The organism is Stenotrophomonas sp. 01N47, assembly GCF_056399165.1.
This window is the reverse complement of the sequence record NZ_JBFTQU010000005.1, coordinates 20,034-43,509: the sequence shown is the minus strand read 5'-3', so window position 1 is coordinate 43,509 and position 23,476 is coordinate 20,034. Positions and strand designations below refer to the sequence as shown.

Annotated in this window: 20 protein-coding genes; all 20 read right to left on the bottom strand. The window is 67.7% G+C overall.

Annotation, left to right across the window (positions count from 1 at the left end; genetic code table 11):
* Positions 1–71 precede the first annotated feature (71 nt).
* Positions 72–455 (bottom strand): hypothetical protein, encoded by a 384-nt coding sequence (locus AC1DKR_RS10035; RefSeq protein ID WP_025878966.1) that lies wholly within the window; start codon positions 453–455, stop codon positions 72–74.
* 137 nt (positions 456–592) lie between these two features.
* On the bottom strand, positions 593–1,084 hold the full coding sequence (locus tag AC1DKR_RS10030; RefSeq protein ID WP_025878967.1) for a chemotaxis protein CheW: 492 nt from the start codon (positions 1,082–1,084) through the stop codon (positions 593–595).
* A gap of 233 nt (positions 1,085–1,317) precedes the next feature.
* Positions 1,318–2,091 (bottom strand): flagellar brake protein, encoded by a 774-nt coding sequence (locus AC1DKR_RS10025; RefSeq protein WP_312112602.1) that lies wholly within the window; start codon positions 2,089–2,091, stop codon positions 1,318–1,320.
* 213 nt (positions 2,092–2,304) lie between these two features.
* Complete coding sequence (locus tag AC1DKR_RS10020; RefSeq protein WP_442243496.1) at positions 2,305–4,551, bottom strand: methyl-accepting chemotaxis protein; 2,247 nt, start codon at positions 4,549–4,551, stop codon at positions 2,305–2,307.
* Between the two features lie 385 nt (positions 4,552–4,936).
* Positions 4,937–6,916 (bottom strand): chemotaxis protein CheA, encoded by a 1,980-nt coding sequence (locus AC1DKR_RS10015; protein ID WP_442243497.1) that lies wholly within the window; start codon positions 6,914–6,916, stop codon positions 4,937–4,939.
* A gap of 45 nt (positions 6,917–6,961) precedes the next feature.
* Positions 6,962–7,327: a response regulator gene (locus AC1DKR_RS10010; protein ID WP_025878971.1), complete on the bottom strand. Its 366-nt coding sequence runs from the start codon at positions 7,325–7,327 to the stop codon at positions 6,962–6,964.
* Positions 7,324–7,632, bottom strand: coding sequence for an STAS domain-containing protein (locus tag AC1DKR_RS10005; protein WP_032975458.1), 309 nt, complete (start codon positions 7,630–7,632; stop codon positions 7,324–7,326). The genes AC1DKR_RS10010 and AC1DKR_RS10005 overlap by 4 nt, the downstream gene beginning before the upstream one ends.
* Before the next feature lie 81 nt (positions 7,633–7,713).
* Positions 7,714–8,943, bottom strand: coding sequence for a chemotaxis protein CheW (locus AC1DKR_RS10000; protein WP_478032612.1), 1,230 nt, complete (start codon positions 8,941–8,943; stop codon positions 7,714–7,716).
* On the bottom strand, positions 8,940–9,719 hold the full coding sequence (locus tag AC1DKR_RS09995; RefSeq protein WP_363733162.1) for a ParA family protein: 780 nt from the start codon (positions 9,717–9,719) through the stop codon (positions 8,940–8,942). Before AC1DKR_RS09995 ends, AC1DKR_RS10000 begins: the two co-directional genes overlap by 4 nt.
* 4 nt (positions 9,720–9,723) lie before the next feature.
* Entirely contained in the window at positions 9,724–10,737 is a 1,014-nt protein-coding gene (motD, locus tag AC1DKR_RS09990) for a flagellar motor protein MotD (protein ID WP_394197718.1), read from the bottom strand.
* A gap of 1 nt (position 10,738) precedes the next feature.
* Positions 10,739–11,479, bottom strand: a complete 741-nt coding sequence (locus AC1DKR_RS09985) for a flagellar motor protein (protein WP_025878976.1) — start codon at positions 11,477–11,479, stop codon at positions 10,739–10,741.
* Between the two features lie 126 nt (positions 11,480–11,605).
* On the bottom strand, positions 11,606–13,444 hold the full coding sequence (locus AC1DKR_RS09980) for a chemotaxis protein CheA (protein WP_363733164.1): 1,839 nt from the start codon (positions 13,442–13,444) through the stop codon (positions 11,606–11,608).
* Positions 13,445–13,446: 2 nt separating this feature from the next.
* Entirely contained in the window at positions 13,447–14,052 is a 606-nt protein-coding gene (locus tag AC1DKR_RS09975; protein WP_025878978.1) for a protein phosphatase CheZ, read from the bottom strand.
* Positions 14,052–14,444 carry a chemotaxis response regulator CheY gene (gene cheY, locus AC1DKR_RS09970; protein WP_005413247.1) on the bottom strand — a complete coding sequence of 131 codons (393 nt, stop codon included), beginning with the start codon at positions 14,442–14,444 and terminating at the stop codon, positions 14,052–14,054. Before cheY ends, AC1DKR_RS09975 begins: the two co-directional genes overlap by 1 nt.
* 19 nt (positions 14,445–14,463) lie before the next feature.
* Entirely contained in the window at positions 14,464–15,207 is a 744-nt protein-coding gene (locus tag AC1DKR_RS09965; RefSeq protein WP_025878979.1) for an RNA polymerase sigma factor FliA, read from the bottom strand.
* On the bottom strand, positions 15,204–16,091 hold the full coding sequence (locus tag AC1DKR_RS09960; protein ID WP_025878980.1) for a MinD/ParA family ATP-binding protein: 888 nt from the start codon (positions 16,089–16,091) through the stop codon (positions 15,204–15,206). The genes AC1DKR_RS09965 and AC1DKR_RS09960 overlap by 4 nt, the downstream gene beginning before the upstream one ends.
* Positions 16,078–17,697 carry a flagellar biosynthesis GTPase FlhF gene (flhF, locus tag AC1DKR_RS09955; protein ID WP_394123296.1) on the bottom strand — a complete coding sequence of 540 codons (1,620 nt, stop codon included), beginning with the start codon at positions 17,695–17,697 and terminating at the stop codon, positions 16,078–16,080. The genes AC1DKR_RS09960 and flhF overlap by 14 nt, the downstream gene beginning before the upstream one ends.
* A gap of 145 nt (positions 17,698–17,842) precedes the next feature.
* Positions 17,843–19,945 carry a flagellar biosynthesis protein FlhA gene (gene flhA, locus AC1DKR_RS09950; RefSeq protein WP_032974843.1) on the bottom strand — a complete coding sequence of 701 codons (2,103 nt, stop codon included), beginning with the start codon at positions 19,943–19,945 and terminating at the stop codon, positions 17,843–17,845.
* Positions 19,942–21,072, bottom strand: a complete 1,131-nt coding sequence (gene flhB, locus AC1DKR_RS09945; protein WP_033831035.1) for a flagellar biosynthesis protein FlhB — start codon at positions 21,070–21,072, stop codon at positions 19,942–19,944. The genes flhA and flhB overlap by 4 nt, the downstream gene beginning before the upstream one ends.
* 133 nt (positions 21,073–21,205) lie before the next feature.
* Positions 21,206–23,326 (bottom strand): putative bifunctional diguanylate cyclase/phosphodiesterase, encoded by a 2,121-nt coding sequence (locus tag AC1DKR_RS09940; protein ID WP_478032607.1) that lies wholly within the window; start codon positions 23,324–23,326, stop codon positions 21,206–21,208.
* Positions 23,327–23,476 lie beyond the last annotated feature (150 nt).

Below are 23,476 nucleotides of genomic sequence, written 5' to 3'. Positions count from 1 at the left end.
CGGCCGGGCGCGGGGCCCGGTTGCAACAGCCACGCCGGCACGCTGGCCGGCGCGGTCTGACGGACAGCGGATTACTTGATGTTGGCCAGCTTCAGGCTGGACGGCGAGCTGACTTCGATTTCCGCGCGCGAGGCGTCGCGCTGGATCTTGCCGATCACGCACACGGTCTTGCCTTCCAGGGTTTCCAGCGGGAAGGAGAACTTGCCGCGGTTCTCGCCGGCGATGCGTGCCGAGAAGGTGTGGCGCGGGAAGGCGCCGCCCATGTACAGGAAGGTCGGCTGGCCTTCGGAACCTTCTGCGAAGCGGGCCTTTTCGACCTTGCCGCAGACCATGCCGTCCTTGCCGACGGCGCGCGGTGCCATCTCCGGCGGAATCATCTCGGCCGACTGCGCGAAGGCGGAGGAAGCGGTGGTGGCCAGGACGGCAGCCGAAACGAACGCAAGCAGGGACTTCATCGGGGTGATTCTCCGGGGATGGTGATGGTGGATCCGGCCTTGGCGCGCTCCTGCGCGACCGGCTTCTGTCCCCCTATCGGCGTGGATGAGGGGAACTGAAGGGCTGCGTAACAGAAACGTGAAAAAGGTCCGTTTGCTCAGGCGGCAGCGTCTTCGACGACGTTGGTCTGGCCCATGTCGGCGCTGTCCAGCAGGGTTTCGATGTCCAGCAGGATCAGCATGCGATCGTCGTGGGTGCCGATGCCGGAGATGAAGCGGGTGTCGACGGCGGCGCCGAATTCCGGGGTCGGGCGGATCTGCTCGGCCGACAGCGGGATCACGTCGGAGACGCTGTCGACCACGATGCCGACCACGCGGTCTTCCACGTTGAGCACGATCATCACGGTGAAGGCGTCGTAGCGGGCGTCTTCCAGGCGCAGCTTCAGGCGCAGGTCGATCACTGGCACGATGGTGCCGCGCAGGTTGATGACACCCTTGATGTAATCCGGCGCGTCGGGGACGCGGGTGACGGCGTCGTAGCCGCGGATTTCCTGCACCTTGAGGATGTCCACGCCGTAGTGCTCGGCGCCGAGGGTGAAGCTGAGGAATTCGCCATCGGCGCCGGCGGCGGAGCTGTTCTTGTCGTTCATCGAGGGGTCCTGGTTCTGCCGGAAGTGCCGGTGTCAGGCTCGATATCGGCCCCTGGGTGGGGGACTTTAGGCATCTGGTAGTGCCGGCCGCTGGCCGGCAGCTCCTGCATCCACGCATGGCGTGGATCTACCGGGGAGGCATGCATCCACGCATGGCGTGGATCTACTGGCACCGGTATCCACGCGGTTTCGAGGTTGCCGGCCAGCGGCCGGCACTACCCGCCGTGGGGATGTCAGAGCTCGCCGTTGCGGCGTGCCTTGCGCTGGCGGTCGATGCGGAAGATGTAGCGCTGGATGGCGCTGTCGCCGCCGCGCGGCAGGTCGTCAAAGCGCATGCCGACGCGCTTGACCTCGGTGCCGTTGGGCAGGCGTTGCGGCAGCAGGTTGCAGACCACCAGTTCGATCTGCAGGTCTGGGCCATCGGGCATCGACAGCTGCGCGCGGTAGCGCTGTTGCAGGCCGAAGATCGCGCAATCTACGGGCACGGTCACCGCCAGGCCGCCGCCACTGATGTCCACCACCCGCATCGACAGCGCTTCGGCCTGGGCCTCGCCCGGCGGCAGCAGCAGGTGCGGTGAATCGGTGATGGGGGTCTCCAGCCGGTACAGTTCGCGTCGCTGCAGATGCACCAGCTCCTCGGGGAACGGTGCCCGGAAGGCGACGTGGCCTTCGTTGTCCACGCGTTGCAGTTCGTGCAGGCGGAAACGCACCATCACTCGTTCCAGCTGGGCGAAGCAGAGCAGGTGGTCGGCCTGTTCTGCGGCGCGGTTGGAGGCTTCCTGCGGGCTGCCATCGAGCAGCAGCACGTCATCGTCCTCGTCCAGGTCCAACAGGGCGGTGGGGAAGGAGCGATCGCGGCCGTCGATATGGGCGTTGATCAGTGATCGCTGCTCGATCAGTGAGCGCAGCAGCTGCCGCACCTGGCGGGGGTTGCGGACCAGAAAGCGATCGTCCGCGGCATCGGCCGCATGGACTTCGGGCAGTGCAGTGTCGTGGCCGTCGGACATGGAATCTGTGGTCAGGGGCGGGCGCCGACGCGTGTGGGCGCGTGGCTCGAAAGAGGTATCGGCTGCGTTGCGGATTTATGTAGCACCGAACGCACTCGGTTGCTCCGTTGTGCCATGCCCGCGGCGGTCGGGCAAGCGTAACGCCCGGGCCGGGCACGGCCCGGCGCTGCCTTTCCGCTGACGGGGTGGCGCGCGGCCACCCCGATGCTGCGATCAGAACTCCTGCCAGTCGCCGTCGCCGGCCAGGGCCGGCTGCGCAACGGGCTTGCGCACGCGCGCAGGTGCGGCGATGGATGCGGGCGCCGCCTTGCGCGGAGCACTGCTGGCCACGGCCATGGCTGCGCGCGGTATCGCATTGCCCGCGCTCGGTGCGGCCAGGCGGAAGCGTGCGACGGCCTCGCCCAGCTGTGCGGCCTGGTCTTCCATCGCTCGCGCTGCGGCGGTGGCTTCTTCCACCAGCGCGGCGTTCTGCTGGGTGGTTTCGTCCATCTGCACCACGGTCTGGTTGACCTGCTCGATGCCGGCCGACTGTTCCTGCGAGGCGGCGGAGATCTCGGCCATGATGTCGGTCACGCGCTGCACCGACGCGACGATCTCGCCCATGGTGCTGCCGGCCTGGTGGACCAGGCTGGAACCCTCGGCGACCTTGCCGACCGATTCGTCGATCAGCCCCTTGATCTCCTTGGCGGCGGCGGCCGAGCGCTGGGCGAGGGTACGCACTTCGCTGGCGACCACGGCAAAGCCACGGCCCTGTTCGCCGGCACGGGCCGCTTCCACTGCGGCATTCAGCGCCAGGATGTTGGTCTGGAAGGCGATGCCATCGATGACCGAGATGATCTCGGCGATCTTCTTCGAGGAGGCTTCGATGGCCGACATGGTGGTGACCACCTGGCCGACCACTTCACCGCCCTGCGAGGCCACGCCGTGCGCACCGATGGCGAGCTGGTTGGCCTGGCGCGCATGTTCGGCGTTCTGGCGCACGGTGGAGGTCAGTTCCTCCATCGAGGCGGCGGTTTCTTCCAGATTGGCGGCCTGCTGTTCGGTACGGCGCGACAGGTCGCTGTTGCCCGAGGCGATTTCGCCCGAGGCCAGGGTGATGCTCGAGGTGCTGGCCTGGATCTGGCTGACGATCTGGGTCAACTGGGCGACGGTGGTGTTGGCATCGTCACGCATGCGGGCGAACACGCCGTGGAACTGGCCGTCCATGCGTGCGGTCAGGTCGCCCGCGGCGATGGACTGCAGCAGCTGCGACAGCTGGCCAAGATTGCCGTCGGCAACCTCCATCATGCTGTTGAGCTGCTCGATCATCACGCGGAAATCGTGATCGAAGCGCTGCGCATCGCCGCGCTGGCTGAAGTCGCCGGCGGCAGCGGACGATGCCAACTGCTGGATCTGCGTGTTGATGGCCAGCAGGCTGGCCTTGGCCGCATCCATCGATTCGTGCAGGATCGCGCGGCTGCCCGGCAACCGGCGCGCATCGGGGGCGAGGTTGCCGGTGGCGTACTGGTTGAGTACATCGATGGCATCACGGATCGCATCGAGGTGTTCGAAGATCACCGTGTTGATGCCGCCGGCGAGCTGGCCATAGACGCCCGGGAAGTCTTCCGGAATGCGGTGGCTGATATCGGGGCCGGCATGCATCTGTGCCATCAGTTGGGTCTGCTCGGAGAAGCGACGCAGCATCGCGGTCATCTCCGCGGTGGCCGCCAACATGCGACCCGCCTCATCCTTGCCGGTGGCCTGGGTAGTGACGCTGAGATCGCCGCGGGCGACGGCCTGGATGGCATGCACTGCCTTGCCCAGCGGGCCGACCACGGCGCGCGAGATGATCACGGCCAGGGTGGCGGCGACCACGACCAGCAGCACGATGGCGGCGATGATGGCCAGCATGCTGTTGCGGTGGGTCGCGTTGGCGTCGTCGATCTTGCCCTGCATCTGTGTTCCCAGCAGCGCACCCAGCGCCTTCAGGTCTTCGAAGGCTTTGCGGCGCAGGGGGCGCGACTGCTCATCGGAAATCTGCCGGGCCGCTTCGCCATCACCGGCGGTGGCCGCTTCGCGCAGCTTGGTATTGGCGGCGAAGTAGCCATCGACGTCGGCCTGCACGGCCTGGTACAGCGTGCGCTCCTTGTCGCCGGACGGCAGCTTGGCATAGGCCGCCAGCTGCTCGCGCACCACCGCAGCGGTGTCGTTCATGCGCTTGTTGTAGTCGGCGACCTTCTCCGGCTGGTCCAGCATGCTGATCTGGGCCAGTTCATAGGTGCGGAACTCACCCAGCTGCGAGCGCACTTCACCGAGGTACTGCACCGATGGAATGTCGTTGGTCGCCATCGAGGTCAGCTTGGCGTTGGCTTCGGACAGGCGGACCAGGGCGAACGCACCCAGCACGACGGTCATCAGGGTGGTCAGGGTGAATCCCACAGCCAGCTTGCGGGCGATGGGCAGATCGTGGAACCACTTCATGCAGGGTGCTCCAAGGTGGGCAGAATACCGGCGGCGGCGCCGCGGGCAAAAGGTCGTTGCAGGAGGGAACGGTGGTGCCGGGTGAAGGATCGGTGACTGCCGTCAACCCGAGATAGCGGCGCAGCTGCGCCGTACTTTATGGACCGATGTCACATTCGCTGGCGTAGGGGAAACCAACGGAAAGCAAGCAGTGGCGGGGCTTTCGCAGTGACGGCGTAGTTTCAGGCGAAACCATGCGCCCGATCGGGTTCGCGACGCAGGACGACGGAGTTCACAGTTGTGGACGCCGCTGCGTTGCGCGTGGGTACGATTGCTGCCTGCGCCCGCGCGCAAACGAAAACCGCCGCCCCGGAGGGCGGCGGTCAGGTACAACGTGTAGAGCAGTTCAGGCGGCCTGCGGCACCCGCAGCGAACGCACCAGGCCGCCGATGTCGACGATCAGGGCGACGCGGCCATCGCCGAGGATGGTGGCACCGGAGACCCCGCCGATGCGGCGGTAGTTGTTCTCGATGTTCTTCACCACGACCTGCTGCTGGCCGACCAGTTCGTCCACTTCCAGCGCGATCTTCTGGCCATCGCCTTCAACCACCACCACCAGCGATTCACTGCCGGGTGCACGCTGGCCATAGCCGTAGTACTCGCTCAGCGACAGGATCGGCAGGTATTCACCACGCACGCGCAGCACACGGCCTTCGCCGGCCATGCTGCGGATGTCGTCCGGCTGCGGTTGCAGTGCTTCAAGCACGTAGGCCAGCGGCAGGATCAGAGTTTCGCCGGCCACCGCCACGGTCATGCCGTCGAGGATGGCCAGGGTCAACGGCAACCGGATCAGCGTACGGGTGCCGGTGCCGAGGCCGCTTTCAATCTGCACCTCGCCACCCAGCGCCTGTATGTTGCGGCGGACCACGTCCATGCCCACGCCGCGGCCGGACAGATCGGTGACCGCATCGGCGGTGGAGAAGCCGGGCTGGAAGATCAGGTCCCAGACCTGCGAGTCGGTGGGGTTGTCCGGTACGGCCAGGCCGCGTTCCTGCGCCTTGGCCAGGATCTTCTCGCGGTTCAGGCCGCGGCCGTCGTCGCTGACTTCGATGACGATGTGACCGCCCTGGTGCGATGCCGCCAGGGTGATCGTGCCGGTCTCGTCCTTGCCGGCATCGCGACGCACGTCCGGCATTTCCAGGCCGTGGTCGATGGAATTGCGGACCAGATGCACCAGCGGATCGGCGATCTTCTCGATCAGGCCCTTGTCCAGCTCGGTGCCTTCGCCGATGGTGCGCAGGCGCACGTGCTTGCCCAGGCGGCCGGACAGGTCGCGGACCAGGCGCGGGAAACGGCGGAACACTGCGTCGACCGGCAGCATGCGCACGCCGATCACAGCCTCCTGCAGGTCACGGGTATTGCGTTCAAGCAGGTCCAGGCCGGCGAACAGGCTCTCGGCATGGACCGGGTCCAGCGCGTGCGAGACCTGCTTGAGCATGGCCTGGGTGATGACCAGTTCGCCGACCAGGTTGATCAGTGCATCGACCTTGTCGACGCTGACACGGATGGAGGTTTCCGCTTCCTGGTTGCCGCCGGCATTTGCAGCCGGTGCGGCAGCGGCGGGCGCAGGAGCAGCGACCGGCGCGGTGGCCGGTGCTTGGGTGGCCAGGCTTGGCGGTGCGGCCGGACGGATGTCCAGTTCGCAGTCGTCCAGCACCCAGGCGAAGGTATCTTCGATCTTGCTGCGCGGCACCTTGCCGACCAGGCCCAGGTCCCACGCAAGGTGGGCTTCGAGCGGGTCGAGCTGGGCGAAGCCGGGCAGGCGATCCATGCGCGCGGCCACCTGCAGCGAACCCAGGTGTTCCAGTTCGCGGATGATGCGCAACGGGTCGTTGCCACTCATGAACAGTGACGGCGCCGGGGTGAAGCCGATCTGCCAGGCTTCCGGCGTGTCGTCCACCTTGCTGGCGGCAGCGGGTGCAGCGGCGGCGGGTGCCTGGCCGGACAGCACCGCTTCCAGGCGCGCCTTCACCGCAGCAACCGCTGCAGGATCGGCGGGCTGGCCGTGCTCGGCCTCGCGCAACAGGGCGCGCAGTACGTCCACCGACGACAGCATCGCATCGACGGCGTTGCCTTCCAGTGCGCGCTTGCCGGCCCGCAGCTCATCGAGCAGCGTTTCCAGCACATGGGTCAGCCCGGCGATGGCATCGAAGCCGAACGTGCCTGCGCCACCCTTGATGGAGTGGGCGGCACGGAACACCGAGTTGATGATCTCCGGGTCCTGTTGTCCCGATTCCAGGGCCAGCAGGCCAGCCTCCATGGCGTCGAGGCCTTCGCGGCTCTCCTCGAAGAAGGTGGCGTGGAAGCGTTGCAGGTCCATGCTCATGGCAGTGGCGATCCGGAAGCGAAGAGGGGGAGCAGTGCGGGGCGATCAGCCCAGCACTTTCTGCACGGTGGCGACCAGCTGTTCGGGATTGAACGGCTTGACCAGCCAGCCGGTGGCACCGGCGGCCTTGCCTTCGGACTTCTTGTCCGCTGCCGACTCGGTGGTCAGCATCAGCATCGGCGTGAACTTGTAGTCCGGCAGCTGGCGCAGTTCGCGGATCAGCGCGATGCCGTCCATGTTCGGCATGTTGACGTCGGTGACCACCGCATTGAAGCGCTGGCCCTTGGCACGTCCGAGCGCGACCGCGCCGTCTTCAGCTTCTTCGACGGCAAAACCGGCCGAGGTGAGGGCGAAGGAAACCATCTGGCGCATCGACGCCGAATCGTCCACCACCAAGATACGTGCGCTCATGCAGCGTTCTCCACAGATTTCAGGTTGTCATGGGGTACGTCCAGGCCCAGGGCCTGGGTGACGCCCAACAGGCGTGCAGCGTCACGGAAGGTTGCAGTGCAACCGTGGAAGCCGGTGCCCAGGCCTGCCTCGCGGCGGGCCTGCACGAAGGCGCACAGCACCTGCATGCTGGCGGTGTGGATGCGGCCGACCTGGCTTGCATCCAGGGTCAGCTCGCCTGCTTCCGCCACCAAGGGCGAAAGGCGGTTCTTGAGCTCGGTGCTGCTCTCGATGCCGAGATCCTCACCCAGTTCGACAGTGCTCATCGTTGCTCCGGACAAACGGTTCCAGCATTCATAACGGCACCGTGGGGCGGTTCTTTAGGGGTATCGGCGCGGAACGCCGATTCATCCCAACAGCTGCGTGGCGTCGAGCAGGATCATCGGCCGCTGGCTGATGCGGGCCACGCCACGGAACAGTTCATTGGAGATCTGGCAGATGCGGGCGGTATCGGGCGGTTCGATCTGCGAGTCGGTCAGGTTGGCGACGTCCTCCACGGCCGACACACGCAGGCCCAGGGTCTCGCCGTTCTCTTCAAGCACGACAATGCGGGTCTGCGCGTCATCCTCGGCGGAGGCCGCACCAAGGTGCAGGCCGAGATCCATCACCGGCACCACCTGGCCACGCAGGTTCATGATGCCGAGCATTTCCGGGGCAGTGCCGCGCAATGGCAGCAACGGCACCGGCAGCACCACTTCCTGCACCTTCAGCAGTTCCAGCGCGTAGGCCTGGGCGCCACAGCGCAGCCGCAGCCAACGTGATGTGCGTTCGCCGGCGCGGCGGTTCTGTGGATGCGGGCTGCTGGCGGGCTGATGCGCCTGGGCCTGCAGCTCCTGCCAAGAGCCGGGGCGGTTGCCGGAGGGGGTGTCCACCGCGAGCCGTGGCGGCGGCGCGACGGCGGCGCGGGTCATCGACGGCATCGGTGCCGGCGCGGGACGCGCTGCGGCCTTTGCAACGGCCGGCGCAGCGAGGGCAGCAACCACATCGCCGTCGGCGGCGGCTTCGAAGGCGGCCTGCAATCCAGGGCTGTCGGTGTGCGCCAGGCTGTCGGCGGCGTCGGTTTCGTAGATCACTTCGTCCGGCAGGTCATCCCAGGTGGGTTCCGGCGCGGGCGGTGCGACAGGGGCAACGGCCACGGGCGCGGTTTCGTGGACGACCTCGGCCGGCAGGTCGTCCCAGGTGGGCTCGCGGTCAGCGTCGGCGGCAGGTGCGGCAGCGGCGTCGAAGGCGGCTTCCAGCGCCGCATCATCATTGGCCGGAGCGGTTGCGACGGTGTCGGTTTCGTAGATCACTTCGGCCGGCAGATCGTCCCAGGTCGGCTCGCGCCCGGTGTCGGCCGCAGGCGTGGCAGCCGCGTCGAATGCGGCTTCGAGCGAAACATCGTCGTTGGCCGGGGCCACTGCGACGGCGTCGGTTTCGTAGACCACTTCGGCCGGCAGATCGTCCCAGGTCGGCTCGCGCTCGCCGTCGGCTGCTGTGCTCGTCGGGCGTGGCGCGGCGTCAGCGGCGACCGGTGCGACGGCAATGTCGCCGAGCAGCTCGTCCAGATAGTCGTCCAGCATGCCGGTGGTGTTCATGCCGCCTGCTCCAGGGCACGTGCGTCCTCACCGAGGATCCAGTTCAACGCGCGTCGATAGGCCGCCAGGCCGCGTCCCGGGTAGTCGCCGATGCTCGGCAGGGTCAGGCCGGCCGCGTTGCTGATGCGGGTGTCGATCGGAATCGCGTCTTCCCAGACGCGGCTCGCGTGGCGGTCCTGCATGGCGCGCAGCGATTCATTGCCGGTGCGGGTGCGGCGGTCGAACAGCGTTGGCAGGATCGAGATCGGCAGCGGGCGGCGGCGCGAACGTTCGACCATTTCACCGGTGCGGACCATGCCATCCAGGCCGTGCAGGGCCAACGGCTCGGCCTGGGTGGGGATGATCAGGCGATCGGCCGCGGCCAGCGCGTTGATCATCAGCAGGCCCAGGGTCGGTGCGCAGTCCAGCAGGATGTAGTCGTGCTGGCCCTGGTGGCGGGCGAGCGCGTTCTGCAGGGCCAGGCCGAGGCCAGGCTGGTTGGCGCTGCGTCGTTCCAGCGTGGCCAGCGAGGCCTGTGCGCACACGTAATCGAGTCCGCCGATGTTGCTGGCATGGCTGAGCGTGGAGAGGTCGGCCGGCGGTGCGCCGAACAGCTCCAGCACGCCGGCCGGTGCCGGCTCGATCGGCACGCCGAAGGCGCGGGTCAGCGAGGCATGCGGATCGAGATCGATCAGCAGCACGCGGTGGCCGAGCGCGGCCAGGCCGCGACCGAGGGCGAGGGTGGTGGTGGTCTTGCCGACTCCGCCCTTCTGGTTGGCGACTGCCCAGATGCGCATCGGATTACTCCTTCATTGCCGGGGGAACGGCGGCGCCGACGCGGCTGCCAGCCGGCACCGGTGGCAACTGCACCGGTGCGATGGGGGAAGTGGGGGTGGTGGCCGGTGCGGTGGCGGCCTGTTCGCTGGCGCCGCGGGCAGCGCCGGTGGCGGCATTCAGGCGTTCGCCGAGCGGGTCCACCGAATGACTGGTGTCGGCCAGGATGATGACCATCACCCGCCGGTTGCGATTGCGGCCCTGTGCGCTGTCGTTGTCTTCGCGGGGGCGGAACTGGCCGTAGCCGACCATCGCCAGCCGCGATGGCTGCAGCCCCTGGTCAGCAAACAGATGCACCACGCTGGCCGCGCGCCCGGCCGACAGTTCCCAGTTGGACGGGAAGGTGGCAGTGGCAATCGGCACGTTGTCGGTGTGGCCTTCCACGCGCACGCTGTTGGGCACGTCGCGCAGCACACCGGCCAGGCTGGCCAGGGTGTCGCGCGCATGCACGTCCAGCGCCGCCGAGCCGGTCGGGAACAGGATGTCGCTGTTGATCTCCACTTCGATCCACAGCTCGGTACGGCGCACGCTGATCATGCCGCGGTCGATCAGTGGCGCCAGCGCGGCGGTCAGGCGGTCAGCGATGCTGTTGAGCTGGCGCTCGGCACGCGCGATCTGTTCCTGGTTGTGCACCGACACCGGCATGCGCATCTGCGAGGCCATCGCCGGCAGCAGGGTGGGGTCGTGCGAGGGCGCGGGAGCGGACGGCCCGATCTTGGTGCCGGACTTGATCACCGACGGGCTGTCCCAGCCGCCACCCTGCACCTGCTTGTTGCCCACCTGCACCGGATTGATGGTGCGCGGCGCACCACCGAAGGCATCGGTGAGGGCGTCGGCCATGATCCGGTACTTGCCCTCGTTGACCGAGGAGATCGCGTACATGACCACGAAGAAGGCGAGCAGCAGCGTCATCAGGTCGGCATAGGGGATGGCCCATGCCTCGTGATTGGCGTGCTCTTCGTGGTGCTTGCGGCGGGCCATGTCAGTGCAGGAAGCCGGAGAGGTTGGTTTCGATGTTGCGCGGGTTCTCGCCCTGGGCAATCGAGATCAGGCCTTCGATGACCATTTCGCGGTCGCGGCTGGAATGGGCGATGACGCCCTTCAGCTTGGCGGCGATGGGCAGGAACAGCAGGTTGGCCGAGGCGATGCCGTAGATGGTGGCGGTGAACGCGGCGGCGATGCCGTGGCCGAGCTTGCTCGGGTCGGCGAGGTTCTTCATCACCGCGATCAGGCCGAGCACGGCGCCGATGATGCCCAGCGTGGGCGCATAGATGCCCATGCTTTCAAACACCTTGGCGGCGGCCTGGTCCTGGTGCTCCTGGCTGCCCAGTTCGATCTCCAGCATGTGCCGGATCGATTCGGGTTCAACGCCGTCCACCAGCAGCTGCAGGCCCTTGCGCAGGAACGGGTCCTGCTGTGCTTCCACCTGCGATTCCAGGCCGAGCAGGCCCTGGCGGCGGGCGATGTTGCTCCACTCCACGATCTGCTGGATCAGTTCACGACGGTCGCTGTGCGGCGGCCGCACGACCCAGCGCACGATCTTGAAGGCGTGCTTGAACACCGCTGGCGAAGTGTGCAGCAGGATGGCGGCGATGGTGCCGACGATGACGATCACGAACGCCGCAGGCGACCACAACGACGCCAGGCCGGCGCCCTTGAGGATGCTGCCACCGACCAGCGAGGCCAGGGCGAGGAAAAGTCCAATGAGGCTGAGTCTATCCATGGGTCCGGTATCGGCTTGTATGAATGGGACTTGAGACACCGGGAGAATCTGCTGTAACGGAGTTCACAGTTTCTTGTGTCGCCAGGCCTGGCCCGGCGCTACGGTGCGCCGGGTTCAGCAACGAGGTCAGTCGTGTGGGCTGCGCAGCCCGTCCACGTCCAGGATCAGCGCCATGCGACCATCGCCGATCAAGGTTGCACCGGCATAACCACGCAGGCCGCGCAGGGCCTTGGGCAGTGGCTTGATGACCACTTCCTCACGCCCGCGCACCTGGTCCACCACCAACCCGAAGCGTGCCTCACCGGCCTGCAGCACGACGATGGTCAGCAGGGGCGAGGCGGCCGGCGTCACATCCAGCCATTGCCGCAGGTCCACCAGCGCCAGCGTGTGCGAGCGGCGGTCAAGCACGGCGCGACCGTCGAACCAGCCCAGCGAGGTGCGCGGCGCATGCAGCACTTCCATCACACGGGCCAGCGGCAGCGCGTAGACGTCTTCGCCAGCCTGCACCAGCAGGGTCGGCAGGATGGCCAGGGTCAGCGGTACGCGGATCATGAAGCGGCTGCCGCGGCCCAGTTCCGACTGGATCTGGATCTGCCCGCTCAGCTCACGGATGCGCGACTGCACCACGTCCATGCCGACGCCACGGCCGGAAATGTCGGTGACCTGCTGCTTGGTCGAGAAGCCTGGCAGGAACACCAGGTGCAGGCATTCCTCGCTGCTCAGGCGGGCGGCGGCTTCCGGATCGATCAGGCCCTTCTCGCGCGCCTTGGCGCGCAGTTTTTCCGGATCGATGCCGGCACCATCGTCCTGCACTTCGATGCTGACGTAGTCGCCTTCCTGCTGTGCCGACAGGCGCACGTGGCCCATCCGCGGCTTGCCCTGCGCTTCGCGCAGGTCAGGCATTTCCACGCCATGGTCGATGGCGTTGCGGACCAGGTGCACCAGCGGGTCGGCCAGCGCTTCGACCAGGTTGCGGTCGAGCTCGGTTTCGGCGCCGATCAGTTCCAGGTCCACTTCCTTCTTCAGCGAACGCGCAACGTCGCGCGCCACCTTCGGGAAGCGCGAGAACACCTTGCCGACCGGCTGCATGCGGGTGCGCATCACCGCCGACTGCAGGCGCGCGGTGGCGATATCCAGCGTGGACACGGCGCGGTCCAGTTCTTCATCGCGCAGGCGCGTGCGAAGCGTCTTCAACCGGTTTCGTGACAGCACCAGTTCGCCGATCAGGTTGACGATGGCATCCAGGCGCTTGGTGTCCACACGCACGGTGTGTTCGGCTTCGGCGACAGGCTTGTTGGGTGCGGGCTTGGCAGCGGGCGGGGCCGGCGAGGGCGCCGGTCGCGGTGCCGGTACGGGGGCAACCGCTGCGCTGGCGTTGCTGCCCGGGGCGGCGCCGCCATGCAGCTGGTCGAGCAGTGCCTCGAACTCGTCCTCGCTGATCATGTCGTCGGCCTTCTTCGCCGCCGCCACGGTTGTCGGCGCCTTGCCGCCATGCAGCTGGTCGAGCAGGGCCTCGAATTCGTCGTCGGTGATCAGGTCGCCACCGCCCGCACCCGGCGTCGCGGCCGCAGGCGCGGCAGCGCCGCCGCCATGCACGTCGAACTGGGCGACCAGTTCGGGCGGGGCAAAGCCCGGCTCGGTGCCCGAAGACACCGCGTCAAGCATCGACTGCAGGTAGTCCAGTGACTGCTGGGCGGCATCGAAGTGATGCGCCTGCAGGACGGCCTGGCCGGCGCGTGCGGCGCCCAGTGCTTCCTCGGCGGCGTGGCACAGCTCGACCATCGCGGTGATGCCGAGGAAACCTGCGCCGCCCTTCAGCGTGTGGTAGCCGCGGAACACCGCGTTGAGCTGTTCATTGTCCTGCGGTGCCTGTTCCAGCGACACCAGCTGTTCGCCGAGGCGATCCAGGATCTCCTGGGCCTCGATGATGAAATCGGCAGTGATGTCGTCGGCTACTGCGCCCATGGTTACAGCCCCAGATCCGACAACAGGTCGTCGGCGTCGTTCTGCGAGACCGCATGGCGGTCCAGTCCCTTCAGTGCCGGCCCAGCCAGTTCCGGATCGGTGCGATGCTGTTCCGGCGGCAGGCCGAGCGCGCCGAAGCCTTCGTGCACGCGGCGGACGATGCCCACCACGCGACGGATGATCTGCCCGGTCAGGTCCTGGTAGCTCTGGGTCAGGGCGATCTCGGTGAGGTTGTGGCGGATGCGGTCGAGCTGCACGTCCTGGCCCGGCTGCAGGCCGTCGGCGCGCAGCTGTTCGGTCAGGCTGCGGCACTCTTCGGCCAGGTCCAGGGTGCGGTGCGTGGCCTGTTCGGTCATCGCCACCACGTGGTCCAGGCGCGCGCAGGCATCGTCCAGCTCGCCGGCTTCATCGGGCACGGTCGGCAGTTCGCCCAGCGCCTGGCCCAGTTCGCGGGCCAGCCGCGAAAGGCCGCTCATCATCGGCTGGGTGCGCAGCGCCACCAGGCCGTCGATGCGCTGGCGCCACGCCGCCTCGTCGCCGGATTCCAGTGCATCCAGGGCTTCCTGCAGGCGCAGGGCGAGGGCGCTCTTGTCGACCGTGGTATCCATCAAGCGCTGGCCGCCAGGCGTTCGAAGATCTTGCCGAGCTTCTCTTCCAGCGTCTGTGCGGTGAACGGCTTGATGATGTAACCGTTCACGCCGTTCTGCGCCGCTTCGATGATCTGCTCGCGCTTGGCTTCGGCGGTCACCATCAGCACCGGCAGGGTCTTCAGCTTGGCATCGGCACGGATGGCCTTGAGCAGTTCGATGCCGGTCATCACCGGCATGTTCCAGTCGGTGACCACGAAGTCGAACGGCTGGCTCTGCAGCAGCGACAGCGCGGCATGCCCGTCCTCGGCTTCGGCGGTATTGGTGAAGCCCAGATCGCCCAGCAGGTTCTTGACGATACGACGCATGGTCGAAAAATCGTCGACGATCAGGATGCGCATGTTCTTGTTCAAAGCAGAGTTCCTTTGTTGATCAGCTCTCGAGGCCGGCGTCGGCCGCCTCGAAAATCTTCAGTCGGCCACGCAGGCGCAGGACCGCCTGGCCGTGGATCTGGCAGACCCGCGACTCGCTCACGCCGAGCACTGCGCCGATCTCTTTCAGGTTCAGTTCCTGCTCGTAGTAGAGCGACAGCACCAGCTGTTCGCGCTCGGGCAGGTGGCCGATGGCATTGCCCAGCTCGCGGCCGAATTCACCGCGCTCCAGCACCTGCTGTGGGGTCGGGCCGCCCTGGGCGACGGTGTCCAGCTCGCCCTGGTCTTCAATGCGCGACTCCAGGCTCAGTACCTGGCCGCGCGAGGCGTCCTCCATCAGGCGCAGGTACTCGGGCAGCGGCATCTCCATCGCGGCGGCCACTTCTGTGGCACTGGCGGCACGGCCGGTGCTCTGCTCCAGGCGGCGGATGGTGGCCGCAGCGTCACGGGCACGGCGGTGCACCGAACGCGGTACCCAGTCGCCACGACGGATCTCATCGATCATCGAACCGCGGATGCGGATCGAAGCGTAGGTCTCGAACGAGGCACCCTGGTCGGCGTCGTAGCTGCGCGAGGCTTCGATCAGGCCCATCATGCCGGCCTGGATCAGGTCGTCCACCTCAACGCTGGCCGGCAGGCGTGCGGCCAGATGGTGGGCGATGCGCCGCACCAGGTCCGAGTGCTGGGCGATGACCTCGTTGGCCGCCGTGCGCTGGACCTCTCTGTACTGGGCGGCGCCTTTCATGCGGCCACCCCGCGCTGCTTGATGATGCGTTCGAGGAAGAACTCGACGCCGCCGCGCGGCTCGGTCGGTGCCTGCCAGCGGGCGGTGCGGCGGGCGATCTCGGTGATCGCCAGTGCCGACGGGCTGGACGGATAGGCCTTCACCACCGGCTGCTGGCGCTGCACCGACAGGCGCAGCCAGTCGTCCTGCGGCACGCAGCCCAGGTAGTTCAGCGAGACATCGGCGAGGAACTTCTCGCAGACGCGGGTCAGCTTCTCGTACAGCACGCGGCCTTCGTTGGGGTCGCGCACCATGTTGGCCACCACCTGGATGCGGTCCACGCCACGTTCGCGCGACAGCACCTTGATCAGCGCATAGGCGTCGGTGATCGAGGCCGGTTCATCGCAGACCACCACCACGGTGTCCTGCGCGGCCTGGCAGAAGGTCAGCACGCCATCGGTGATGCCGGCGGCGGTGTCCACCACCATGATGTCCAGCTCGCGCTCCAGTTCGGAGAACACGTTGACCAGGCCCACATGCTCGGCCGGGGCCAGCTCGGCCATGTGCCGGCGGCCGGACGCAGCCGGTACCACCAGCACGCCGTTCGGGCCTTCGATGATCACGTCATCCAGGCTGCAGCGGCCAGCGACCAGGTCGGCCAGGGTGTTGGTGGGGCTCAGGCCCAGGATCACATCGATGTTGGCCAGGCCCAGGTCGGCGTCCAGCAACAGGGTGCGTTTGCCCATTCCCGCAAGCGCCACGGCCAGGTTGGCCGACACGTTGGTCTTGCCGACGCCGCCCTTGCCGCCGGTCACGGCAATCGTGCGCACAGGGCCGAGCGGCTCGCTGCGGGTCGCCGTCAGCGGGAAGGTGGTGGTCAGCTTGGCGTACTCACGCGACGGCATGGTTCAACTCCGGGTTGCAGGGCATATCGGCCGCGCGGCGCAAATCTTCAAGGCGAAGTACAAGATTGGCTGCACTGGCCCGGTGCAGGTCGTCCGGGACGTCCTGGCCATCGGTCACCCAGGTGATCGGCAGCTTGTGGTCCACCGCCACCGACAGGGCGTTGCCGAAGCGGCCGGTCTCGTCCAGCTTGCTCAGCACCAGGCCCTGCAGGTTGGCCGCGCCGAAGCGGCGGACCACCTCGTCCATGTCGCCGAAGCTGGTGTTGGCCGGCAGTACCAGCAGGGTGCGGACCTGGCGGGCAGCGCGCAGCCACTGCAGCTGGGCGGCCAGCGCACGGTCGCGCGGGCCCAGGCCGGCGGTGTCGATCAGCACCAGCTTGTAGTCCTTCAGGCGTTCCAGCAGCTGGTCCAGGTCGGTGCCGCTGTTGGCCTCGTGCACGGCGATGCCGAGCTGGCGGCCGTAGCCGTACAGCTGTTCGCGGGCGCCGATGCGCATCGTATCGGTGGTGACCAGGGCGACGTCGCGGGCGGCATGGGCTTCGGCGAAGCGCGAGGCCAGCTTGGCGATGGTGGTGGTCTTGCCGGCGCCGGTCGGGCCGACCAGGGCGATCACACCGCCTTCCTCCATCGGATCGACCGGGGCGATCGGCAGCTTGCGCGAGATCAGCCCCAGCATCAGGCCGCGGCCGCGATGCGCTTCGGTTTCCAGCGGGATCTGCATGGCCACGTCGCGGGCGATGCCGGCATCGAAGCCGTACTCGTCCATCAGGTCCAGTGCCGTAGCGCGCACCGGACTGCCGCGCAGGCGCTCGTCGGTGAAGCGGTTCATCTCGCGCTCGATCACCTGGCGCATGCCGGCCACTTCCTGGCGCAGGTGGCGGATCTCGGCGTCATCGGCGACCAGGGTCAGCGCAGGTGCTGGCGCCAGCGTCGGCATCGGTGCCGGTGCAGCCTCGGTCGGCTGCACGGCATCCTGCGCGTGTGAGGCTTGGTCTCCGGGTGCCGTGGTGGCCTGGAGGGCAACCGGCAACGGCGGCGGCGTCACTGCCGGCAGCTGCGCGCTGTCTTCCAGCGGCGGGTCGATCTGGAAGCGGGCGCGGTTCACCGGCGCGGCTGCCGCAGGCGAGGGCGCCACGATGGCGTCGGCAAACGGGGCGAAGATCTGTTCCGGCAGCGTCGATTCATTGACGGCGGCACGCGCCAGGGTGGCGGCGAAGCCGGTGCTGCCACGCGTCGGCACGATCTCGTCGGCGCTGTCCAGGGTGCGGCCGGTCGCGCCGACGGCGGCGCGGGCGAGGGCGGCAACGGCCGAGGTGGTGGCGGCGACCGGCTCCGGTGCCGGGGTGCTGCTGCGACGGCGGGTGACTGCGGCGATCACTGCGTCGGCGGCGCTACGCGGCTTCGGCGCGGGCGGCGGTGCCACGTCGCGGCGCGACGCTTCCAGGGCGCGCTGCACGGCGCTCTCATCGTAGTTGGCGGCGGCCACGATCTCGATGCCTTCCTCGATCCGGCGGTTGGACAGGATCACGGCATCAGGACCATGTTCCTTGCGCACCAGGTTCATGGCCGAGCGCATGTCGGCGGCGACGAATCGTTTGATTTTCATGCTGTGGTCACGGGACGAAGTCGGCGGAGTGGCGGTCGGAGAACGCGGATGGTCGGTGGTCTGCACGGTTCGGGTTCCCCTTGGAATCTGTCTGTTGCGGGTGTTTGAAAGTGGTGTCTGTTTTCTGGCGCGTTGCAGGGCGGCGTCAGCTGATCGTTCCGACCAGCTTCAGGCGCTTGTCCTCCGGCACCTCGCTGTAGGCCAGGACCGACAGCGACGGAACGCTGTGGCGGACCAGGCGGGCCAGCGCGGCTCGCACCGGGCCAGGTACCAGCACCACCGCGGGCTCGTTGCGGGCTTCCTGCTTGCTGACACATTCGGCCAGGCTCTGGTGCAGTCGCTCAGCGAGTCCGGGTTCCAGCGCGGCGCCGTTGCCCTGCGTGGACTCCTGCAAGACACGTTCCAATTGCGGGTTGAGGGTGAACACCGGCAGCTCCGCCGACATTCCGGCGATCTCCTGCACGATGAAGCGGCCCAGTGCGGTGCGCACGGCGGCGGTCAGCGTGGCCGGGTCTTGGCTGTGCGGGGCGTGTTCGACCAGTGCTTCGGCGATCTTGCGCAGCTGGCGGATCGGAATGCGCTCGACCAGCAGGTTCTGCAGCACGCGCACCACTGCCGACAGCGGCAGTGCCTTCGGCGTCAGATCTTCGACGAGCTTGGGCGCGCTCTTGGCCAGGTTGGCCAGCAGGTGCTGCACTTCCTCGTGGCCGAGCAGTTCCGGTGCGTGCTCGCGGATCAGGTGCGAAAGGTGGGTGGCCACCACCGTGGCCGGGTCGACCACGGTATAGCCCAGGGTTTCGGCCTGGGCGCGCTGGTGTGGCTGGATCCAGGTCGCGTCCAGTCCGAAGGCCGGGTCCTTGCCGGCGATGCCTTCCAGCGGACCGAGGGCACTGCCCGGGTCCAGCGCCAGTTCGCGGTCGGGATGGATCTCGGCAGTGGCCACCGGCACGCCATGCACCAGTACCCGGTAGCCGTTGGCCGGCAGTTCCAGGTTGTCGCGGATGTGGACCGAGGGAATCAGGAAGCCGACGTCCTGGGTCAGCTTGCGGCGCACGCCCTTGATGCGCGGCATCAGCTCGCCGCCCTGGTTGCTGTCCACCAGCGAAATCAATCGATAGCCCACTTCCAGGCCCAGTGGATCGACCGGGCGCAGCTCGTCCCAGCTCAGTTCCGCGGTGGGTGCAGGGGCGGCGGGGCGGCCCAGCGCGTTCAGGGCGTTGGCGTCGCCTGCAGCGGTGTCGGCCTGCGCCGGCACCAGGCCCTTGCGGTACACCTTCCAGGCGATGAAGCCGAGGATGGCCGCCAGCGTCAGGAAAGCGACGTTGGGCATGCCCGGCACCAGGCCGACCACGCCGAGGATGCCGGCGGTGATGGCCAGCGCACGGTACTGGCCAAACACCTGGCCGGTCATCGCCTGCGCCATGTCCTGCGAGCGCGAGGCACGGGTAACCAGCATCGCCACCGCGCTGGAGACCAGCAGCGCCGGCAGCTGCGCCACCAGGCCGTCACCGATCGACAGCAGGGTGTAGGTGGCGGCGGCATCGCCGAACGGCATGCCATGCTGCAGCACGCCCACGGCCAGGCCGCCCAGCATGTTGATGAACAGGATCAGGATGCCGGCGATCGCATCGCCGCGGATGAACTTGCTGGCACCGTCCATCGCGCCGTAGAAGTCGGCTTCCTCGCGTACTTCCTCGCGGCGCAGCTTGGCTTCCTCGCGCGTCAGCAAACCGGCGTTGAGGTCGGCGTCGATGGCCATCTGCTTGCCGGGCATGGCGTCGAGGATGAAGCGCGCGGTCACTTCCGAGACGCGGCCGGCGCCCTTGGTGATGACCACGAAATTGATGATGGTCAGGATCGCGAACACCACGATGCCGACGGCGTAGTTGCCGCCGATCACGAACTCGCCGAATGCGGCGATCACCTTGCCGGCCGCTTCGTGGCCGTTCTGGCCGTTGAGCAGGATCACGCGGGTGGAGGCCACGTTCAGCGCCAGCCGCAGCATGGTGGTGATCAGCAGCACGATCGGGAAGATGGTGAAGTCCAGCGGGCGCTTCACGTAGACCACCGCCAGCAGCACCATCAGCGAGATGGCGATGTTGAAGGTGAACAGTGCATCGAGCACCGGCGCGGCCAGCGGCACCACGACCATGGCCAGCAGCGCGAGCACGATCAGCGGCGCGCCAAGGCCCTGGCGGATCATTTCAAGCGCGCGGCGGGTATTGAAGCTGGATGCCTGGGCGCTCATGGACGGCCCCCGTTGCCGAACTCATCAACCTGGATGTGTGGCGTGGACGGCATCGGGCCGGTCCGCCAGCTGCGCAGCTGGTAGACGTAAGAGAGAACCTGGGCGACGGCTGAATACAGTCTCACGGGGATTTCCTTGCCGAGTTGGCCTTCCCGATACAAGGCGCGTGCCAAAGGCGGGGCAGAGACGATGGCGACCTTGTTGCCGTCGGCCACTTCACGGATGCGCAGGGCGGTTTCATCCACGCCCAGGGCGACCACGGTGGGGGCGTTCATGGCCCCGCCTTCGTATTTCAGGGCCACCGCGTAGTGGGTGGGGTTGACCACCACCACGTCGGCAGTGGGGACCGCCTCCATCATTCGGCGGTTGGCCATCTGCTGCTGCAGCTGGCGGATGCGGCCCTTCACTTCCGGGCTGCCTTCGCTTTCCTTCATCTCCCGGCGCAGCTCCTCGCGGGTCATCTTCAGCTTGCGCATCCAGTTCCAGCGCTGGTACGGCGCGTCGATGGCGGCCAGCACCAGCATCGCCCCGGCGGTGGCCAACAGCAGCCGCAGGGTGAAGCCCAGGCCGTCACCGATGGCCGTTTCCAACGGCTGGTGGATCAGCCCGCGCAGGGTGTTGAAGCTGGTCCAGACCACCATGCCGGCGGCGACGCCGACGAAGGCCACCCGCAGCAGCGACTTGATGAACTCGGCGATGGCTTCGGGGCCATACAGGCGCTTGAGCCCGCTCATCGGGTTCATGCGGTTGATGTCGGGCATCATCGCCTTGGCCGACCAGCGCAGGCCGCCCATCACCACCGGTGCAAGGAAACTGGCCAGCAGGCAGACCAGCACCAGCGGAGCGATCACCCACATCAGCTGCAGCAGCAGGTCGCCGAAGTGGCCGAACAGCGCCTTCGGGTGCTGGCGCAGGCTCTGCTCGGGGCTGAGCGCATGGCGCATCCAGGCGCTGGCGCCGCTGGCCATCGAGCCGCTCATGGCCATCACCGCGATCACCCCGGCGCCGAACACGGCGGCCGTGCCCAGTTCACGCGAGCGCGGCAGGTTGCCCTGTTCGCGGGCGTCGCGCAGGCGTTTTTCTGTCGGTTGTTCGGTTTTTTCGCCGGCGGATTCGTTCTCGGACATCACAGGCACTGCAGCAGGGGATGCCGGAGTGCGTGCAAGAATCGTTCCGTCACGGCGGCGCGGGGCATCCACGCATGGCGTGGATCTACCGGGTTTGGGTCCACGGGAAGGGCCATCCACGCATGGCGTGGATCTACTGGGGATTACGGGGGCTGGCCAGCTCCACCCGTGGCCGCGGCAGGTCGTGCAGCTGCATGAAGCGGGCCGCGTCCACCGGGCGGCCCAGCAGGAAGCCCTGCAGGTAGTCGCAGCCGAGGCGCTCCAGGTAGGCGCGCTGCGCGGCGGTTTCCACGCCCTCGGCCACGATGTCCATGTCCAGCGCATGGCCCAGCGCAACGATGGCCGACACGATCACCACGTCTTCGGCGCTGTGTTCCAGGTCGCGCACGAATGCGTGGTCGATCTTGATTTCGGTGGCCGGCAGGCGCTTGAGGTACAGCAGGCTGGAGTAGCCGGTGCCGAAATCATCGATCGAGATGCCCACGCCCAGGGCGGAGAAGCTCTGCAGCAGGCGCAGGCTGGTATCGGTATCGCGCATCACAGTGCTTTCGGTGATCTCCAGCACCAGGTTGCGCGGGGCGATCGCGTAGCGCTCGATCACCTCGCGCACGTCCTGCAGCAGGTGCGGCGAACTGAACTGCACCGGTGACAGGTTCACCGACATCGTCCAGCTTTCATGGCCGGCATCGTGCCAGTGGCGCAGCTGCTGGCAGGCCTGGTCCAGCGCCCAGCGGCCGATCTCGTTGATCGCGCCACTGCGCTCGGCCAGGCGGATGAAGCGGTCCGGCGGAATCAGGCCCTGTTCCGGGTGACGCCAGCGGATGAGTGCTTCGGCGCCAGCCACCTTCTGCGTAGCCACGCGGATCTTCGGCTGGTAGTGCAGGAACAGCTGCTCGCTGCCGATTGCCCGGCGCAGGTCGGCCAGCAGGCGGAACTGCTGCTCGGCGCTGTCGTTCATCCAGTCGGCAAACAGCACGAACGCGTTGCGGCCCGACTCCTTGGCCTGGTACATCGCTGCATCGGCGAAGGCCATCAGCTGGCGTTCGCTGGCGGCATGGTCGGGGCAGATCGCGATGCCGATGCTGGCGCTCACCTGCAGCTCGTGGTCCGGCAGCAGCGGGCCGCTGCCCACCGCCTGCAGGATGCGCCGGGCCAGGGTCGGCAGGTCCTCGTCCTGTTCGATGCGCACCACCAGCACGAATTCGTCGCCGCCCAGCCGTGCCAGCATGTCGTGCGGCCGCAGCAGCTGGCGGGTGCGTTCTGCCACGGCCACCAGCAGCGCATCGCCGGCCTGGTGGCCATAGGCATCGTTGACCTGCTTGAAGCCATCCAGATCCATGAACATCACCGCGAAGCGGCTGCCGCCCTGTTCGGCCTCGGCCAGGGCCTGCAGGATGCGCCGCTGCAGCAGCAGCCGGTTCGGCAGGCGGGTGAGCGGGTCGTGCAGCGCGGCCTGGGTCAGTTCCTGCTGGGCGTCGGTCAAGGAGGTGCTGAGCAGCGAGTTGCGCAGGCGCAACAGCTGCGCCTCCACCCGCTGGTCCAGCCAGGACACCACCAGCACCACCGCCAGGATCGCCACGGTCAGCACCACCACCAACATCGCCAGCCAGTTGTTCTGCAGGCCATCGCCCACCGCTGCGCCGCAGACGCTGCCCTCGGGGAAACGGGCGGCAGCCATGCCGGTGTAGTGCATGCCGACGATGGCCAGGCCAAGCAGGCCGGCGGCGGCCAGGCGGTCGCCGATGCGGGTGTGCTGCGCGCGCAGGCGGAAGGCCACGTACAAGGCAGTCCACGACGCGGCCACAGCGACCAGCAGCGACAGCAGCAGCCACACCGGCTGGTAGTCGATGCCTGGTTGCATGCGCATCGCGGCCATGCCCACGTAGTGCATGCTGGCGATGCCGCTGCCCATCAGCAGCGCACCGCCGGCCAGGCGAGGATGGGGCAGGGTGCGCAGCGATACCAGCCAGAGCGCGAACACCGACGAGCCGATTGCCAGTGCCAGCGACAGCAGGGTGATGGGCAGGTCGTAGCCCAAGGGAATGGGCAGGTCGAAGGCGAGCATGCCGATGAAGTGCATCGACCAGATGCCCAGCCCCATCGCAAAACCGCCGCCCAGGCGCCACCACCAGGTCGCGCCCTTGCCGGGCGCGGTGACGGTGCGCCCGGCCATCGCCAGTGCGGTGTAGGACGCCATCACTGCAACCAGCAGTGAGGTCGCCACCAGCCATGGGTTGTACGTGCCTACCAGCATTCGTCAGTCTCCCGGACCTGCCTGTCAACGGAAAAACTACGGTGGGGCATGCGCAAGGCGGGCGACCAGAGCCGCCGGTTGCAGCGTCCCCCCGGTCGCTGCGCATTCACTCTAACGCGGGCACCGGGGGGGACGGCAAGCAGCAGAACG